The organism is Mycobacterium sp. NGS18 (assembly GCF_059813185.1).
In genome coordinates this window covers 93673-109554 of record NZ_JCALEC010000007.1, presented here as the reverse complement: position 1 = coordinate 109554, position 15882 = coordinate 93673, and the positions used below count along the sequence as shown (strand labels likewise).

16 protein-coding genes and 1 tRNA gene are annotated in these 15882 nt (G+C 68.6%); 5 read left to right on the top strand and 12 right to left on the bottom strand.

Annotated elements, in window-relative coordinates:
* Positions 1 to 7: 7 nt before the first annotated feature.
* On the bottom strand, positions 8 to 1369 hold the full coding sequence (gene pafA, locus AC5Y31_RS14830; RefSeq protein ID WP_109470887.1) for a Pup--protein ligase: 1362 nt from the start codon (positions 1367 to 1369) through the stop codon (positions 8 to 10).
* 37 nt (positions 1370 to 1406) lie between these two features.
* Positions 1407 to 2030, bottom strand: coding sequence for an ANTAR domain-containing response regulator (locus tag AC5Y31_RS14825; RefSeq protein WP_065026537.1), 624 nt, complete (start codon positions 2028 to 2030; stop codon positions 1407 to 1409).
* 73 nt (positions 2031 to 2103) lie between these two features.
* On the opposite strand from AC5Y31_RS14825, the gene AC5Y31_RS14820 reads away from it, so the two are divergent.
* Positions 2104 to 2180: transfer RNA gene (locus AC5Y31_RS14820), tRNA-Leu, on the top strand.
* A 13-nt stretch (positions 2181 to 2193) separates the two neighbouring features.
* Here the strand turns inward: AC5Y31_RS14820 and AC5Y31_RS14815 are convergent.
* Positions 2194 to 2520, bottom strand: a complete 327-nt coding sequence (locus AC5Y31_RS14815) for a YnfA family protein (RefSeq protein ID WP_065026538.1) — start codon at positions 2518 to 2520, stop codon at positions 2194 to 2196.
* A 66-nt stretch (positions 2521 to 2586) separates the two neighbouring features.
* Between AC5Y31_RS14815 and AC5Y31_RS14810 the strand changes: the two genes are divergently transcribed.
* The 4 genes from AC5Y31_RS14810 to AC5Y31_RS14795 all read left to right on the top strand — a co-directional run bounded on the left by AC5Y31_RS14810 (position 2587) and on the right by AC5Y31_RS14795 (position 6505).
* Positions 2587 to 3894, top strand: a complete 1308-nt coding sequence (locus tag AC5Y31_RS14810) for an adenylate/guanylate cyclase domain-containing protein (protein WP_499981188.1) — start codon at positions 2587 to 2589, stop codon at positions 3892 to 3894.
* A gap of 63 nt (positions 3895 to 3957) precedes the next feature.
* Complete coding sequence (locus tag AC5Y31_RS14805) at positions 3958 to 5202, top strand: alpha/beta hydrolase (RefSeq protein ID WP_065026539.1); 1245 nt, start codon at positions 3958 to 3960, stop codon at positions 5200 to 5202.
* Between the two features lie 39 nt (positions 5203 to 5241).
* Positions 5242 to 5850: an HdeD family acid-resistance protein gene (locus tag AC5Y31_RS14800; RefSeq protein ID WP_499981402.1), complete on the top strand. Its 609-nt coding sequence runs from the start codon at positions 5242 to 5244 to the stop codon at positions 5848 to 5850.
* Between the two features lie 97 nt (positions 5851 to 5947).
* The gene (locus AC5Y31_RS14795; protein WP_499981186.1) at positions 5948 to 6505 is read left to right on the top strand and encodes a DUF4190 domain-containing protein; all 558 of its coding nucleotides are present in this window, start codon (positions 5948 to 5950) and stop codon (positions 6503 to 6505) included.
* On the opposite strand, the gene AC5Y31_RS14790 is transcribed toward AC5Y31_RS14795, so the two are convergent.
* The 9 genes from AC5Y31_RS14790 to AC5Y31_RS14750 all read right to left on the bottom strand — a co-directional run bounded on the left by AC5Y31_RS14790 (position 6502) and on the right by AC5Y31_RS14750 (position 15881).
* Entirely contained in the window at positions 6502 to 7380 is an 879-nt protein-coding gene (locus AC5Y31_RS14790; protein ID WP_065026542.1) for an acyl-CoA thioesterase II, read from the bottom strand. The two genes, AC5Y31_RS14795 and AC5Y31_RS14790, sit on opposite strands and share 4 nt — an antisense overlap.
* Complete coding sequence (pyk, locus tag AC5Y31_RS14785) at positions 7380 to 8798, bottom strand: pyruvate kinase (protein ID WP_499981185.1); 1419 nt, start codon at positions 8796 to 8798, stop codon at positions 7380 to 7382. Before pyk ends, AC5Y31_RS14790 begins: the two co-directional genes overlap by 1 nt.
* Positions 8799 to 8858: 60 nt before the next feature.
* Positions 8859 to 9260: an NINE protein gene (locus tag AC5Y31_RS14780; protein WP_082966629.1), complete on the bottom strand. Its 402-nt coding sequence runs from the start codon at positions 9258 to 9260 to the stop codon at positions 8859 to 8861.
* Positions 9261 to 9294: 34 nt separating this feature from the next.
* Positions 9295 to 10713 carry a prolipoprotein diacylglyceryl transferase gene (gene lgt / locus AC5Y31_RS14775; protein ID WP_499981182.1) on the bottom strand — a complete coding sequence of 473 codons (1419 nt, stop codon included), beginning with the start codon at positions 10711 to 10713 and terminating at the stop codon, positions 9295 to 9297.
* Positions 10710 to 11516, bottom strand: coding sequence for a tryptophan synthase subunit alpha (gene trpA, locus AC5Y31_RS14770; RefSeq protein ID WP_499981181.1), 807 nt, complete (start codon positions 11514 to 11516; stop codon positions 10710 to 10712). The genes lgt and trpA overlap by 4 nt, the downstream gene beginning before the upstream one ends.
* Positions 11513 to 12781, bottom strand: coding sequence for a tryptophan synthase subunit beta (gene trpB / locus AC5Y31_RS14765; protein WP_499981179.1), 1269 nt, complete (start codon positions 12779 to 12781; stop codon positions 11513 to 11515). The genes trpA and trpB overlap by 4 nt, the downstream gene beginning before the upstream one ends.
* Positions 12782 to 13600, bottom strand: a complete 819-nt coding sequence (gene trpC / locus AC5Y31_RS14760; protein ID WP_065026546.1) for an indole-3-glycerol phosphate synthase TrpC — start codon at positions 13598 to 13600, stop codon at positions 12782 to 12784.
* A gap of 72 nt (positions 13601 to 13672) precedes the next feature.
* The gene (locus tag AC5Y31_RS14755) at positions 13673 to 14332 is read right to left on the bottom strand and encodes a TIGR02234 family membrane protein (RefSeq protein WP_499981178.1); all 660 of its coding nucleotides are present in this window, start codon (positions 14330 to 14332) and stop codon (positions 13673 to 13675) included.
* The gene (locus AC5Y31_RS14750; RefSeq protein ID WP_301635537.1) at positions 14325 to 15881 is read right to left on the bottom strand and encodes an anthranilate synthase component I; all 1557 of its coding nucleotides are present in this window, start codon (positions 15879 to 15881) and stop codon (positions 14325 to 14327) included. The genes AC5Y31_RS14755 and AC5Y31_RS14750 overlap by 8 nt, the downstream gene beginning before the upstream one ends.
* Position 15882: the final 1 nt, after the last annotated feature.

The window sequence follows — 15882 nt, the reverse complement described above, 5'->3', positions numbered from 1 at the left end:
ATAAGCGCTACATGCTGGCGATCAGCCGCTTGACCCGTTCGTCGACCGAGCGGAACGGGTCCTTGCACAACACGGTGCGCTGGGCCTGGTCGTTGAGCTTGAGGTGCACCCAGTCGACGGTGAAGTCACGGCCGGCGGCCTGTGCGGCACTGATGAATTCGCCGCGCAGCTTGGCCCGGGTGGTCTGCGGCGGGGTGTCGACGGCCGCGTCGACCTCTTCGTCGGTGGTGACCCGGGCGGCCAAGCCCTTGCGCTGCAGCAGATCGAACACCCCGCGGCCCCGCTTGATGTCGTGGTAGGCCAGATCCAGCTGGGCGATCTTGGGGTCGGAAAGCTCCATGTCGTAGCGATCCTGGTAGCGCTGGAACAGCTTTCGTTTGATCACCCAGTCGATCTCGGTGTCCACCTTGGCGAAGTCCTGGGATTCGACGGCGTCGAGTTGGCGGCCCCACAGGTCGATGACCTGCTCGAGCTGCGGGCTGCTGGCCGCGCGAGTGCGCACGTACTCCACGGCCCGCCCGTAGTACTCGCGCTGGATGTCCAAGGCGCCGGCCTGGCGTCCCCCGGCCAGGCGCACCGGCCGCCGACCGGTGACGTCGTGGCTGACCTCCCGGATCGCCCGGATCGGGTTGTCGAGGGAGAAGTCGCGGAAGGGCACCCCCGCCTCGATCATCTCCAGCACCAGCGACGCGCTGCCCACCTTGAGCAGGGTGGAGGTCTCGGACATGTTCGAGTCGCCGACGATGACGTGCAGCCGCCGGTACTTCTCGGCGTCGGCATGCGGCTCGTCGCGGGTGTTGATGATCGGTCGGGAGCGGGTGGTCGCGCTCGACACGCCCTCCCAGATGTGCTCGGCGCGTTGCGACAAGCAGAAGGTGGCGGCCTTGGGGGTCTGCAGCACCTTGCCGGCGCCGCAGATCAGCTGGCGGGTCACCAGAAACGGCAGCAGCACGTCGGAGATCCGGGAGAACTCCCCGGCCCGCACGATCAGGTAGTTCTCGTGGCAGCCGTAAGAGTTGCCGGCCGAGTCGGTGTTGTTCTTGAACAGGTAGATGTCGCCGCCGATGCCCTCATCGGCCAGTCGCTGCTCGGCGTCGATCAGCAGGTCCTCGAGCACCCGTTCGCCGGCCCGGTCGTGGGTGACCAGCTGAATCAAGCTGTCGCATTCGGCGGTGGCGTACTCGGGATGACTCCCGACGTCCAGGTACAGCCGAGCGCCGTTGCGCAGGAACACATTCGAACTGCGCCCCCAGGACACCACTCGGCGAAACAGGTAGCGCGCCACCTCGTCGGGCGATAGTCGCCGGTGGCCGTGAAAGGTGCAGGTGACACCGAACTCGGTCTCGATGCCCATGATTCTGCGCTGCACGTCATCGAGCGTAGCCGTTGAGCAACCGCAACGGTGGTCAGGCCGGGGGGTTCGCCGCCGTGTCGAGGGTTTCCAGCACCACCTCGGCCACCTGTCGCATCGTGGTCCGCTTGTCCATCGCCGCGCGCTGAATCCACTTGAACGCTTCGGGCTCGCTCAAGCCCTGCTTGGACTGCAGCAGGCCCTTGGCCCGTTCGATGAGCTTGCGGGTCGCCAGCTGCTCCGACAGCGTGCTGACCTCGCGTTCCAGTGCGGTGATCTCCTCGGACCGGCTGACCGCCAGCTCGATGGCCGGAACCAGGTCGCCGGGGGTGAAGGGTTTGACCAGATAGGCCATCGCCCCGGCGTCGCGGGCCCGTTCCACCAGGTCGCGCTGGCTGAACGCGGTGAGCATGACGATCGGCGCGATGCGTTTGGCGGCGATCTCGGAGGCCGCGTCGATGCCGTCGCGCCGCGGCATCTTCACGTCCAGGATCACCAGGTCCGGGCGCAGCAGTTCGGCCAGCTCCACGGCTTCCTGGCCGTCGCCGGCCTCACCGACCACCTCGTAGCCCTCTTCCCGCAGCATCTCGGCGAGATCCAGCCGGATCAGCGCCTCGTCCTCGGCGATCAGGACCCGGCGGGCAGGGCGCGGGGTGCTCTCGGATGTCGACGCAGTCATCACCCCATTCTGTCGCGGTTGCCGGCGGCGGCAACCCGGTGGGGCATCGTCTAGGGTAGGAAACCGCGCGGAAGCCCTCGTATCCCAACTGGCAGAGGAAACGGATTCAAAACCCGTACAGTGTGAGTTCGAATCTCACCGAGGGCACCACGATCACCGCCGGTCAGCGCGGTGCATACATGATCACCGCGACCCCGGCCAGGCAGATCAGCGCACCCAGGACATCGGCGCGATCGGGCCGGAATCCGTCGAAGGCCATGCCCCAGACCAGTGAACCGGCCACGAACACCCCGCCGTAGGCGGCCAGGATGCGGCCGAAGTGGGCGTCGGGCTGCCAGGTCGCCACGAACCCGTACAGCCCCAAGGCGATCACCCCTGCTCCGGCCCACAGCAGGCCGCGATGCTCACGCACCCCCTGCCACACCAGCCAGGCGCCGCCGATCTCCGCAATCGCGGCCAACACGAACAGCGCAACCGAACGCAGCACCATGGCCGCCGACCCTAGCTGTTCGGTGAAGCCTCCGATTGCGCAGCTCACGGGATTACGCTGTGGAGCGTGACCGTCAAGCGGTTCCTGGCCGCGCCGGACGGGGCCCAGAGCCCCTACCGGAGCCCACACTGCATGCCGGCCCGCACCCGGCATTACGCGGCGCGGCTGTCGCAGCGGCTGCGGATCCTCAAGGTCTCCGCCGGGCTGGCCGCGATCATCAGTGCGGGCTTCGGACTTCTCGAGATCTGGGCCGACCCGACGTACTGGTGGATCGGTGCGCTCAACCTGATCGCCGCCGCCGCCTTTGTGCTGACCCCGCTGCTGTACCACTACGGCGAGCTGATCGCACCCTTGGCGTTCGTCGGCATCGCCTACCTGACGACCTTCGTCATCTGCTGGGTGGTCGGGACCGGCTCGGGAATCCAGTTCTACTTCCTGGCCGCGGCATCGATCAGCGTGCTCATCCTCGGCGTCGATCGGATCAAGCTGGCCGCTGTGGTGGCCGGCATCGGCGCGGCGCTGACCATCGCCCTGCAGTTGCTGGTCCCCGCCCAGAACCTGGATCAGCCGGACTGGCTGCGCAATCTGTCCTTCGCCCTGGTGGTGGTCTCGGCGTGCTTCATGGTGGTCGCCACCATCTGGTACGCGCTGCGCGAGATCGGCCACGCCGAAGCGGCGATGGAGGCCGAGTACGAACGTTCCGAAGCGCTGCTGGCCAACATCCTGCCCACGGCTGTCGCCGACCGGCTGAAGAACCCGGCCGTGGACGTGATCGCCGACAGCTACCCGGACGCCTCGGTGCTGTTCGCCGATATCGCCGACTTCACCCGCCGGGCCAGTCAGACCGACCCGGGCCAACTGGTCGAATTCCTCAACGAGCTCTACACCGGCCTCGACCGGCTTGTCGAGCGGCACGGACTGGAGAAGATCAAGACCAGCGGCGACTCCTACATGGTGGTCAGCGGGGTCCCCAACGCCCGGCCCGATCACCTGCATGCGCTGGCGCGGCTGGCACTCGACATCGCCGACACCATCGCCGACCTGCGCGATCCGCTGGGCCGGCCGGTGTCGCTGCGGATCGGTCTGGCCGCCGGCCCGGTCGTTGCCGGTGTGGTCGGAAACCGCCGCTTTTTCTACGACGTGTGGGGGGATGCGGTCAACCTCGCCTCCCGGATGGAGTCGACCGGCGCCCCGAACCGCATCCAGGTGCCGCAGGACGTCTACCAGCGGTTGAGCAGCGACTTCGTGTTCGAGGAGCGCGGTGACGTCGACGTGAAGGGCAAGGGCGTCATGCACACCTGGTTCCTGGTGGGTGCGCGCCCGCCGGCCTCGCGCGGTCCGGCGTCGCGCTCACTGTCGGTGCCCGCGCGCTGACCGGGTGACTCGACCGGTTTCGGTAAGGTGCCGAACGGTTGTCCCCCAACGCGAAGGAGCGCAATGACGAGGCTTCTGGCTGTGTTCGGCTCGCTCGCCGGACTCGCCACCACCCTCAATGGCTACCGCCCGCTGACCAAGCACGGCTACCCGTCGCTGTACGCGTTCGCGTTCGGGGTGTTCGCCTCGGAGCTTCCGTTGCAACTGATCGCCGGGCAGTCCGCGGCGTTGGCGGCGGTCTCGCGCCGATTGTCGCCGCGGCTACGACGGTTCAGTTGGCTGGTGTCGGTGCTGTCCTGGTTGGGCCTGCTCGGGCTGAGCCATGCCGGCCGCACCGCCAACCGGCCGCTGACCGCGGCGTTGGACGCCGAACTCGGCGCGGGCCGGCGCACCGACGGCGCTGACCTCTGGAAGCGGCCAGGCCCGGACGGCGAAATCGCGAAGGCACCCGGTCTGGTGCGCATGATGCGGGTCTACCGCGACTACGCCACCGATGCCGACATTCCTTACGGCGAATACGGCGGCCGCAACACCCTCGACGTGTGGCGGCACCGCGACCTGCCCCGCGACGGCCGCGCGCCGGTGCTGCTGCAGGTGCCCGGTGGCGCCTGGATGGTGGGAAGCAAACGCGGCCAAGCACATCCGCTGATGACTCACCTGGTGGAGCGGGGCTGGGTGTGCGTGTCGATCAACTACCGGCTCAGTCCGCGCTCCACCTGGCCCGATCACATCGTCGACGTCAAGCGCGCCCTGGCCTGGACGAAAGCCCACATCGCCGACTACGGCGGCGACCCGGACTGGGTCGCGATCACCGGCGGTTCGGCGGGCGGACACCTGTGCGCGCTGACTGCGCTGACCGCCGGCGACCCCCGATTCCAGCCGGGCTTCGCCGATGCCGACACCAGCGTGCGGGCGGCGATCCCGTTCTACGGCATCTACGACTTCACCGGCGACACCGATCTGCACCCGCTGCTGGCACCGACGCTCAGTGCCTACGTGTTCAAGCAGAGCCGCCGCAAGTTCCCCGACACCTACCGCGACGCCTCCCCGATGACGTACATCTCCGCTGACGCGCCACCGTTTTTCGTTCTGCACGGCAGTAACGACTCGCTGGTGCCGGTCGAGCAGGCCCGTGCTTTCACCGCCCGGCTGCGCGATGTCAGCACCAACCCGGTCGTCTACGCGGAACTGCCGGTGGCGCAGCACGCCTTCGACATCTTCGGCTCGCCCCGGGCAGCGCACACCGCGCTGGCCGTCGAGCAGTTCCTTGCCGAGATCTACAGCGCGCGGATCGCCCCGGCCGCCTGACGCGGTCGTCCGGTCGATACCCCGGCCGCTACGCGACATCTGTGCCAGACTTCGGCCATGGAACCAACCCCTTCCGGCCTGCTGCCGCATCTGTGGAAGTCGACGCTGGTCTCCGGTGTTCTGGCGCTGGCCCTAGGCGTGCTGATCCTGGCCTGGCCGGGCCGAACCATCCTGGCGGCCGCCGTGCTGTTCGGCATCTACCTGGTGATCACCGGGGTCGCCCAGGTGATCTTCGCGTTCAGCCTGCCGGTCGTATCCGCAGGCGGGCGGGTGCTGTTGTTCCTCAGCGGTACCGCGTCGGTGATCCTGGCCGTGCTGTGTTTCCGGCATTTCCACTCCGAGGAGGAAGCCCTCGCGGTGCTGCTGCTGGCCATCTGGATCGCGGTCGGCTTCATCTTCCGCGGGGTGGCCACCACCGTCGCCGGCATCAGTGACCCGGCGCTGCCGGGCCGTGGCTGGCAGATCTTCATGGGCGTGATCAGCCTGCTGGCCGGGCTGGTGACGCTGGCGGCGCCGTTCACCTCGCTGTGGATCCTGGCGCTGGTGGTCGGCTGGTGGTTGATCGTCATCGGGATCGTCGAGATCGTCACCGCCCTCAAGATCCGTACCGCCTCCCGCAAGATCGACGCGGCGCTGTCCGGCAGCTAGCCGCCCGACAGCTTCGGGACCCGTCAGCGCCAACGCGGGTACCCTGAGTCCTAACCCGTTTGACACCTGTCTGATGCTCTGATCTGGAGTCCGCGCAATGCCCGAGTCCGGGATGCCCTCGCTGTCGCCTGAATCTCAACCGTCCTGGCCGCCGGCCGGCGGAAGCTATCCCCCGCCCGGCTACCCCTACCCCTACCCGGCGCCCGGGCAGTACCCCGGCTACCCCCCGCCCGGCCCCAGCGCGCCACGGAACGGGATGGGCATCGCTGCCCTGGTGGTAGCCATCGCCGGGATCGTGACCGCGCTGTCGGTGATCGGCGGGGTTGTGCTGGGCATCGTCGCGATAGTGCTCGGCTTCCTCGGGCACAGCCGCGCCAAACGCGGCGAAGCCGACAACGGCGGGGTCGCCATCGCCGGGATCGTCCTCGGTGCGCTGGCGGTCGTCGCTGGAATCGGCTGCATCTTCGTCTACGTCGGCATCTGGCGGACGGCCGGCGGCGGCGACTACGTCGACTGCATGACGAAGGCGGGTTCGGATGCCGCCGCCCAGCAACAGTGCACCGACCGCTTCCGTGAGCACTTCGAGAACAAGTTCGGCACCGCCGAAGCACCCTTGGTGCAGGAATCGTCGGACTCGGCGCTGATGCCGGCCTAGCGCTTGGCGCTCGGGAAGTACTTCAAGACGCCCTCTTGGGTGACGGTGGCGAGCAGCTGACCGGCCCGATCGAAGAAGTGCCCGGCACCCAGCCCGCGCGAATCGGCCGCCACCGGCGACGACGTCGCGTACAGCACCCAGTCGTCGAAACGCACCGGCCGGTGAAACCACAGGGTGTGGTTGGCGCTGGCCGCGAAGATCCGGTCGAAGCCCCACGACAGCCCGTGGGTGGTGATGATCGAATCCAGCACCGTGGTGTCCGACGAATACACCATCAGCGCGGTGTGCAGCACCGGGTCCTCGGGCAACACCCCGTCGGCTTTCATCCAGACCCGATTGTGATCGAGCCGCCCGCCCTTGTCGCGCATTACCCAGGCCGGATCATTGGTGTACCGCCACTCGATCGGATGGGGGGCATTGACGAAGCTGGGCACCACTTCCTCGTAGCCCTTGAGCACCTCACGGACCCTGGGCAGCGTCTCCGGATCGGGGACCGCCGGCGCTGCCACGCCGTGCTCGAGCCCACGACCACCCGAGAGGTAGGACACCATCGCGGTGGCGACCAGGGTGTCGCCCTGCATCGCATCCACCCGCCGGTTGGCGAACCGGCGTTCGTCGCGCAGCCGGTGCACCCGGAACTCGATGTCGCGGGCCGGATCCCCGCCGTTGATGAAGTGGACGGACAACGCGCCGGGCGGCAGGTGCGCGGCGACGGTGCGGCTCGCGGCGACAAACGACTGCGCCATCAGTTGTCCACCGAAGGTGCGCAGCGGAGTTTTGCTGGGATGCGATCCGACGAACACGTCGTCTTGGGGGGTCTTGAGATCCAGTACGGCCAACAGCTCCGCGAAGTCGGTGTTCGACTCGGCCGGCACTAGACGTCGTCCTCCCCGATCCGGTGCACGTGGATCAGGTTGGTCGAGCCCACGGTACCGGGCGGGGCGCCCGCGACGATGACCACCAGGTCACCGCGGTGATAGCGGCCCAGATTCAGCAGCGCCTTGTCGACCTGACGGATCATCCCATCGGTCGACTGCATCTGCGGGACGATGAATGTCTCAGTGCCCCAAGTCATTGCGAGTTGACTACGGACTTCGGGCAGCGCGGTGAACGCCAGCAACGGCAGCGGGGTGTGCAACCGGGCCAGCCGCCGTACGGTGTCACCGGACTGGGTGAAGGCCACCAGCGCCTTGGCGTCGAGTCGTTCACCGATCTCGCGAGCCGCATAGGAGATCACCCCGCGCTTGGTGCGTGGGATATGGCTCAACGGCGGTGCGGCGGTGGAATTCTCCTCCACGGCACACACGATCCTGCTCATCGTGCGCACCGCCTCCAGGGCGTACTTGCCCACGGCGGTCTCACCGGAGAGCATCACCGCGTCGGCGCCGTCGAGCACCGCGTTGGCCACATCGGACGCCTCGGCCCGGGTCGGCCGGAAGTTCTCGATCATCGATTCGAGCATCTGGGTCGCGACGATCACCGGCCGGGCGTTCTCCCGCGCCACCTGGATGGCGCGCTTCTGCACCAACGGCACCTCTTCGAGAGCGAGCTCCACTCCTAGGTCACCGCGAGCGACCATCACCGCGTCGAACGCCAGCACCACGGCTTCGAGGTCTTCGATCGCCTCGGGCTTCTCCAGCTTGGCGATCACCGGAACCCGGCGCCCGACCCGGTCCATCACCTCGTGCACCAACTCGACATCCGACGGCGAGCGCACGAACGACAGCGCCACCATGTCGACGCCGAGGGTCAGGGCGAATTCCAGGTCCTCGATGTCCTTTTCCGACAGCGCGGGCGCCGAGACCTTCATGCCCGGCAGGGACATGCCCTTGTGGTTGCTGACCGGGCCGCCCTCGGTGACCGTGCACACCACGTCCTCGCCGTCGATGTGCTCGACGACCAGGCCGACCTTGCCGTCGTCGACCAAGACCCGGTCCCCGGGCGCGGCGTCGGCGGCCAGCTGTTTATAGGTGGTCGAAACCCGGTCGTGGTCGCCGGGGCAGTCGGCGACGGTGATCCGCACCGTCTCGCCGTTAGCCCAGTAAGTGGGGCCGTCGGCGAAACGCCCCAGCCGGATCTTGGGCCCCTGCAGATCGGCGAGCACCCCGACCGCCCGCCCGGTCGCGTCCGAGGCGATGCGCACCCATTCGTAGGAGGCTTGGTGGTCCTCGTGGTCGCCGTGGCTGAAGTTCAGACGGGCCACATCCATGCCCGCGTCGACCAATGACCTGACCATTTCCGCGGAGTGGGTCGCCGGGCCAAGAGTGCAGACGATCTTGCCGCGTCTATTCACGCCGTCAGCATAGTCGGGCCGGCTGAGCCGTCGTCCTCAGGAACGGTTGGCGCCAACGGGTTAGGTAGCGTCGCGCAGCTTTCGGCCGTGCTTGTCATGTACCCGCCCGCTCAGCATGAGGATCGCCTCGATGATGCCCCAGATAGCCGGCACACTGATGCCGATCCCGTAGGTGGTGACGGTGGCCACCAGACCGATCAACAGCTGCACCAGACCGAGTCCGACCTGGCCCAGGTACATCCGGCCGAACCCGAGGAAGCCGAAGAACCCGAGCAGCTGCAGCAGGGCCGCGGTGACTTTCGACTTGTCCGAGTAGGGCTGCCCGGTCACCGGATGGCGGCCGTAGGGCGCCCACATGTCCGGATGGCCCGGATACGGGGGCGGATAGCCTGGTGGCGGTTGCTGGTACGGCTGCTGCCAATTGCCTTGTGACCATGATGGGTCGGTCATGTCTGCGAGCATGCCAGAAATGCCGGCAGGGCCGCGCGGGCCGCTATCAGCGCTGGTCAGCGTCGTCGACGGCGTCCGGTTCGGCTTCGGAGTCCTCGTCTGACCCGTCGTTTACCTCGACCTCGGGCTCGGCTTCGGGCTCGGGCTCCGATTCGGCGTCTTCGTCGTCGGTTTCAGGCTCGAGTTCAGCGTCTTCGTCGGTTTCGGCCTCGTCGTCGGATAGCGGCTCGGGCTCAGCGTCTTCGTCCGATAGCGCCTCGGGTTCGTCGACCTCGTCGGTGCCGCTGTCCTGGACAGCTTCGATGTCTTCGTCGGCTTCGACGTCGGCGTTCTCGTCGGCTTCGGCCTCGACCTCGAAGACTTCGACGTCTTCAGCGTCTTTGATGTCTTCGATGTCTTCGGTGATCTCGGCGTCTTCGGCGACAGCGTCGTCAGCTCCGCCGTCCTCCACCACGGTTTCGCTTTCGCCCATAAGCCTTTTCGGCACCCGGACCACCGATCCGACGCCGTTTGCGGCGCCGAGCGCCACCAAGTCCTCTTCGGCTTCCGGCTCCGGCTCGGCCGCCACCGCCTGCTGCCCGGATCCCTGCTGCTCCCAAGCGCGGCGGATGACGTCCGGATCCTCACGGCCCTTGGTGGCCAGCAGGATGTAGACCACCGCACCGATGAACACGAAGGTCGAGGTGAACGAGTTCACCCGGATGCCGGCGATGTGGGTGGCCGCATCATCACGCAGCAATTCGATGCCGAAGCGCCCGATGCAGTAACCGGCGACATACAGCGCGAACAGCCGGCCGTGCCCCATCCGGAACCGCCGGTCGGCGTAGATCAGCACCGCGAATACCGCGAGGTTCCAGAGCAATTCGTACAGGAAAGTCGGCTGGACGATCTTGTACAGTTCCCCGGTCGACACGCCGTCGAGCAGGTGCGGATCGCGTACCCCGGCAGCGTCCTCACGCCAGAAGATCTCCAGCCCCCACGGCAGCGTCGTCTCCCGGCCGTAGAGCTCCTGATTGAAGTAGTTGCCGATGCGCCCGATCGCCTGCGCCAACACGATGCCGGGCGCGACCGCGTCGCCGAAGGCCGGCAGCGGGATCCCGCGACGGCGGCAGCCGATCCAGGCGCCGATACCGCCGAGCGCCACCGCACCCCAGATGCCCAGACCGCCGTCCCAGATACGTGGCGTGGCCTCCCATCCGACGCCGCCCTCACCGAAGTAGGTTCGCCAGTCCGTCATCAGGTGATACAGCCGTCCACCGATCAACCCGAACGGCACCGCCCACAGCGCGATGTCATAGATGACGCCCGGCTCGCCGCCGCGGGCCCGCCACCGGCGGTCCCCGATCAGCAGGGCGATGACGATCCCGATGATGATGCACAGTGCATAAGCCCGGATGGGCACCGGGCCCAGATGCCAGACCCCGCGTGCAGGACTGGGAAAGTAGGTCAGCCAGTTCAACGTCATCCGTGCGAAACCTTCTGACGCACACCAGAAGCAAGTTCTTCGGTCAAGGACCGCAGCGTGGGCAGGCTATCGGTGAGTGCGGTGACCAGTGCCGAACCCACGATGACGCCGTCGGCGTAGGCGCCGATCTCGGCGGCCTGCACCCCAGACCGCACCCCCAACCCCACCCCGACGGGAATATCGGAGGCCTCCCGGACCCGGCGCACCAGTTCCGGTGCGGCGTTGGACACCGTGTCGCGAGCACCGGTGACGCCCATTGTCGACGCGGCGTAGACGAATCCGCTTGAGGCATGCGCGGTTTCGGCAAGTCGCTGCGGTGTCGACGACGGTGCCACCAGGAAGATCCGGTCCAGCCCGTGCTGCTCGGAGGCGGCCATCCAGTCGTCGGCCTCGTCGATGATCAGGTCGGGTGTGATCAACCCGAGGCCACCGGCCGAAGCGAGATCACGAGCGAATGCGTCGACCCCGTAGCGCAGCACCGGATTCCAGTAGGTCATCACCACCGCGCGGCCGCCGGCGCGGGTGATCGCCTCGACCACGGTCAGGGTGTCACGCACCCGGACACCGCCCCGCAGCGCGGCCTCGGCGGCCCCTGCGACGGTCGGGCCGTCCATTCCCGGATCGGAGTACGGCACGCCGACTTCGACCAGGTCGCAACCCGCCTCGACCAGCGTGGTCATCGCGGCGATGGAGCCCGGCACGTCCGGGTAGCCGGTCGGCAGGTAGCCGATCAGGGCGGCGCGGCCCTCGTCGCGGCACGCGGCGAACATCGAGGCCAGCCGGTCGCCGGCGTGACCGCTCATGCCTGACCGCTCTCGTCGTCGAGCAGGCCGAACCACTTGGCGGCGGTCTCGACGTCCTTGTCGCCGCGCCCGGACAGGTTCGCCACGACGATTTTGCCCGGGCCCAGCTCGGCGGCCAGCTGCAGCGCACCGGCCACCGCGTGCGCGGATTCGATCGCCGGGATGATTCCCTCAGTGCGGCAGAGTATTCCGAATGCCTCCATCGCCTCGGTATCGGTGATCGGCCGGTACTCGGCTCGCCCCGTCTCGCGCAGCCAGGCGTGCTCCGGGCCGACGCCGGGGTAGTCCAGCCCCGCCGAGATCGAATGGGATTCGATGGTCTGACCGTCTTCGTCTTGCAGCAGGTAGGAGAACGACCCCTGGAACGCGCCCGGGGATCCGCCGGTGAACGTCGCGGCGTGCCGGCCGGTGGCCACGCCGTCGCCGCCGGCTTCGTATCCGATCAGCCGCACCGCCGGGTCGTCCAGGAACGCGTGGAAGATGCCGATGGCGTTCGATCCGCCGCCTACGCAGGCCACCACGGCATCGGGCAGCCGGCCCGCCATCTGCTGGATCTGCGTGCGGGTCTCCAGGCCGACGATCCGCTGGAAGTCGCGCACCATGGTCGGGAACGGGTGCGGCCCGGCGGCGGTGCCGAAGCAGTAGTAGGTGCGATCGGCGTTGGTCACCCAGTCCCGGAACGCCTCGTTGATAGCGTCCTTCAAGGTCTGCGAGCCCGACTCCACCGAGACCACCTCGGCACCCAGCAACCGCATCCGGGCCACGTTGAGCGCTTGGCGTCGGGTGTCGACGGCGCCCATGTAGATCACGCACTCCAGCCCCAGCAGGGCGCAGGCGGTGGCGGTGGCCACCCCGTGCTGTCCGGCACCGGTCTCGGCGATCACCCGGGTCTTGCCCATGCGCCGCGCCAGCAACGCCTGACCGAGCACGTTGTTGATCTTGTGCGAGCCGGTGTGGTTCAGATCCTCGCGTTTGAGGAAGATGCGTGCCCCGCCGGCGTGGGCGGAGAGGCGTTCGGCCTCATACAGCGGTGAGGGCCGGCCGGTGTAGTGCGTCTGCAGGTTGTCGAGAGTGTCGAGGAACTCGCGGTCATTGCGCACCTTGTCGTAGGCGGCGGTGACTTCTTCGATGACCGCCATCAACGCCTCGGCGACGTATCGACCGCCGTAGGCGCCGAAGTGCCCGCGGGCGTCGGGGTCGTGCCGGCTCGGTTCGGCCACTCCGGCGCTGGCGCGCGGAAGAGGAGGCTGGGCGGTGTCCGACATCTAGCGGGCCGACTTCGGGCAGGACGGATGCTTACCCGCACTGACCAAATCGGCAACGGCCGCCCGCGGGTCGCCGCTGGTGACCAGTCCCTCACCGACCAGAACGGCGTCCGCGCCGGCGCCGGCGTAGGCCAGCAGGTCCGCGGTGCCGCGAACTCCGGACTCGGCGATCTTGACCACCTCGGTGGGCAGGCCCGGCGCGATCCGCGCGAAGCAGTCCCGGTCGACCTCCAGCGTGTGCAAGTCGCGGGCGTTGACCCCGATCACCTTGGCGCCGGCGGTCAGGGCCCGGTCGGCCTCTTCCTCGGTGTGCACCTCCACCAGGGCGGTCATCCCGAGGGACTCGGTGCGGTCGAGCATCGAGACCAGGGCCTGCTGTTCGAGCGCCGCCACGATCAGCAACAGCATGTCCGCGCCATGGGCGCGTGCTTCGTGAATCTGGTAGGGCCGCACGATGAAGTCCTTGCGCAGCACCGGCACCGACACCGCGGCGCGCACCGCGTCCAGGTCGGCCAGCGAGCCGTTGAACCGGCGCTGTTCGGTCAGCACACTGATCGCGCGGGCACCGCCTTCGGCGTAGGCGCAGGCGAGTTCGGCCGGGTCGGCGATGGCGGCCAGTTGGCCCTTCGACGGGCTGGCGCGCTTGACCTCGGCGATCACCGCGATGCCGGGCTCTCGCAGTGCCGCCATGACGTCCCGCGGCGCGGGCATGGCCTCGGCTGCCGCCTTGACTTGCGCCAGGCTGACGACGGCCTCCCGGGCGGCAACGTCGGCGCAGACTCCTTCGATGATGGAGTCGAGCACGGTTGCCGAACTCATGTCTGCCGGTTCCTCTCGCACGTTCCGTCGAAGACCTTCATCGAAGGGTAGCTACCGTCACCACCCGCGATGTCACCGGCCCTCGGCGGCCGGGCCGGGCGCGTCATCGGGTGGATCACTGGTCGGGTCAGAGCCCTCGTCAAGTGCATCCCACATCGACCGTTCCGACATCTCCTGGCCCTCAGCGCCACCAGCGCGGCCCCGGACAGCCTCCCGGCGCGCCGCCGGCGCCGCATATTTCGCGTCACCGCCGGAGCCGTGCGCGGCCGTGCGCATCAGGAGCACGGCAGCGGCCAGCACGCACAGCGCGGCGAGCAGGCTCAGCACCGCACCGGCCAGCCGGCGGTCGGTCCCCAGCAGCGAGGTCAGCGGGATTTCGGCGATGTCGAGGGCACGCAGCGCGATGTCGCGCACCACCCACATGCTCACGGCCAGATAACCGGACGCCAGGCTCACCGCGGCCATCAGCACCGCCAGCGCCCGCAGCGGCCAGCCCCGCACCGCCACCGCGGCGACGGCGGCGGCCAGGCAGAGCAGCGCCAGGGGCACCAGCGCCGTCGACCACGACGCACCGGTGACCGCGACCTCCTTGGGCTGCCCCAGCCCGTCGAACGAGCGGATCAGCACCCAGGGCAGCCGGGAGGCACCCCACAGGCCGCCGGCGGCCAGCACCAGCAGCAGTTGCGCCACCCGCAGCGCGACGGTGGCACGACGGGCCCGACCCTCAGCCATCGGTCCCGGGCGCGGTCAGTGTTTCGGCGGCGGCGATCGCAGCCAGCACCGCGCGGGCCTTGTTCGAGGCCTCGGTGTACTCATAGGGGCCGTTGGAGTCGGCCACCACCCCGCCGCCGGCCTGCACGTAGGCGGTGCCGCCGGCGAGCAGGGCGGTGCGGATCGCGATCGCGAAGTCGGCGTTGCCGGCGAAATCCAGATAGCCGACGACGCCGCCGTACAGGCCGCGTCGGGTCTTCTCGACCTCCTCGATCAGCTCCATCGCGCGGACCTTGGGCGCACCGGACAGGGTGCCGGCCGGGAAGCACGCGGTCACCGCGTCCAGTGCGGTGCGGTCCTCGGCGAGCAATCCGGTGACCGTGGACACCAGGTGCATGACGTGGCTGTAGCGCTCGATGTGGCTGTAGTCGGCCACCCGCACCGTGCCCGGAACGCATACCCGGCCCAAGTCGTTGCGGCCGAGGTCGACGAGCATCAGGTGCTCGGCGCGCTCCTTGTCGTCATTGAGCAGGTCCTTCTCCAGCAGCAGGTCTTCCTCCTCGGTCGCACCGCGCCACCGGGTTCCGGCGATCGGGTGGGTGGTCGCGCGACCGTCCTGGACCGTCACCAACGCCTCGGGGCTGGAGCCGACGATCGAAAAGGCCAGTCCCCCATCGTCATCGGGGACCTGCAGCAGATACATGTACGGGCTCGGATTGGATACCCGCAGCATCCGGTAGACGTCAATGGGGTCGACGTCGGTGTCCATCTCGAAACGCTGCGACGGCACCACCTGGAACGCCTCGCCGGCCTCGATCTCCCCGACCAGCCGCTCGACGATCGCCCCGTACTCCTCGGCGGTGCGCTGCCTTCGGTAGACCGGCTCGGGACGGTCGAAGGTCGCGACACTGGACTCCAGCGGCTGACTCAGCGCCGCGGTCATCACATCGAGGCGGGCGATCGCGTCGTCGTAGGCCTCGTCGACCCGTTCGTCGGTGCCGTTCCAGTTGACCGCGTTGGCGATCAGCGTGATGGTGCCCTCGTGGTGGTCGACAGCGGCCATGTCGGTGGCCAGCAGCAGCAACATGTCGGGCAATCGCAGGTCGTCTTTCGCCAGCTCGGGAAGCCGCTCCAACCGGCGCACCATGTCGTAGGCGAAGAACCCCACCAGGCCGCTCGACAGCGGCGGCAGGCCGGGCAGGTGGGCCGTTTCCAGCAGCGCCAGGGTCTCGCGCAGGGCCTGCAACGGGTCGCCGCCGGTGGGGGCACCCTGCGGGGCCGCGCCCAGCCACCCCGCTTCGCCGTCGCGCACCGTCAGCGCCGAGGAAGTTCCGGCACCGATGAACGACCAGCGCGACCAGGACCGCCCGTTCTCGGCCGACTCCAGCAAGAACGTGCCCGGCCGGTTGGCGGCCAGCTTGCGGTAGGCCGACAGCGGCGTCTCGGCGTCGGCGAGCACCTTGCGGGTCACCGGGACTACCCGGTGCTCGGCGGCCAGGGCCCGGAAATCCTCGCGCGATGCGGTGCCGGCGTGGGTCGTTTGCACCCGCCCATCTTCCCAGACCCGCATG

What these genes read in the sequence shown, in the direction of transcription:
- AC5Y31_RS14825 (WP_065026537.1), bottom strand. Translation starts at nt 2,030, where the DNA reads ATGACTGCGTCGACATCCGAGAGCACCCCGCGCCCTGCCCGCCGGGTC.
- AC5Y31_RS14815 (WP_065026538.1), bottom strand. Translation starts at nt 2,520, where the DNA reads ATGGTGCTGCGTTCGGTTGCGCTGTTCGTGTTGGCCGCGATTGCGGAG.
- AC5Y31_RS14805 (WP_065026539.1), top strand. Translation starts at nt 3,958, where the DNA reads ATGACGAGGCTTCTGGCTGTGTTCGGCTCGCTCGCCGGACTCGCCACC.
- AC5Y31_RS14795 (WP_499981186.1), top strand. Translation starts at nt 5,948, where the DNA reads ATGCCCGAGTCCGGGATGCCCTCGCTGTCGCCTGAATCTCAACCGTCC.
- AC5Y31_RS14780 (WP_082966629.1), bottom strand. Translation starts at nt 9,260, where the DNA reads ATGCTCGCAGACATGACCGACCCATCATGGTCACAAGGCAATTGGCAG.
- lgt (WP_499981182.1), bottom strand. Translation starts at nt 10,713, where the DNA reads ATGACGTTGAACTGGCTGACCTACTTTCCCAGTCCTGCACGCGGGGTC.
- trpA (WP_499981181.1), bottom strand. Translation starts at nt 11,516, where the DNA reads ATGAGCGGTCACGCCGGCGACCGGCTGGCCTCGATGTTCGCCGCGTGC.
- trpB (WP_499981179.1), bottom strand. Translation starts at nt 12,781, where the DNA reads ATGTCGGACACCGCCCAGCCTCCTCTTCCGCGCGCCAGCGCCGGAGTG.
- trpC (WP_065026546.1), bottom strand. Translation starts at nt 13,600, where the DNA reads ATGAGTTCGGCAACCGTGCTCGACTCCATCATCGAAGGAGTCTGCGCC.
- AC5Y31_RS14755 (WP_499981178.1), bottom strand. Translation starts at nt 14,332, where the DNA reads ATGGCTGAGGGTCGGGCCCGTCGTGCCACCGTCGCGCTGCGGGTGGCG.
- AC5Y31_RS14750 (WP_301635537.1), bottom strand. Translation starts at nt 15,881, where the DNA reads ATGCGGGTCTGGGAAGATGGGCGGGTGCAAACGACCCACGCCGGCACC.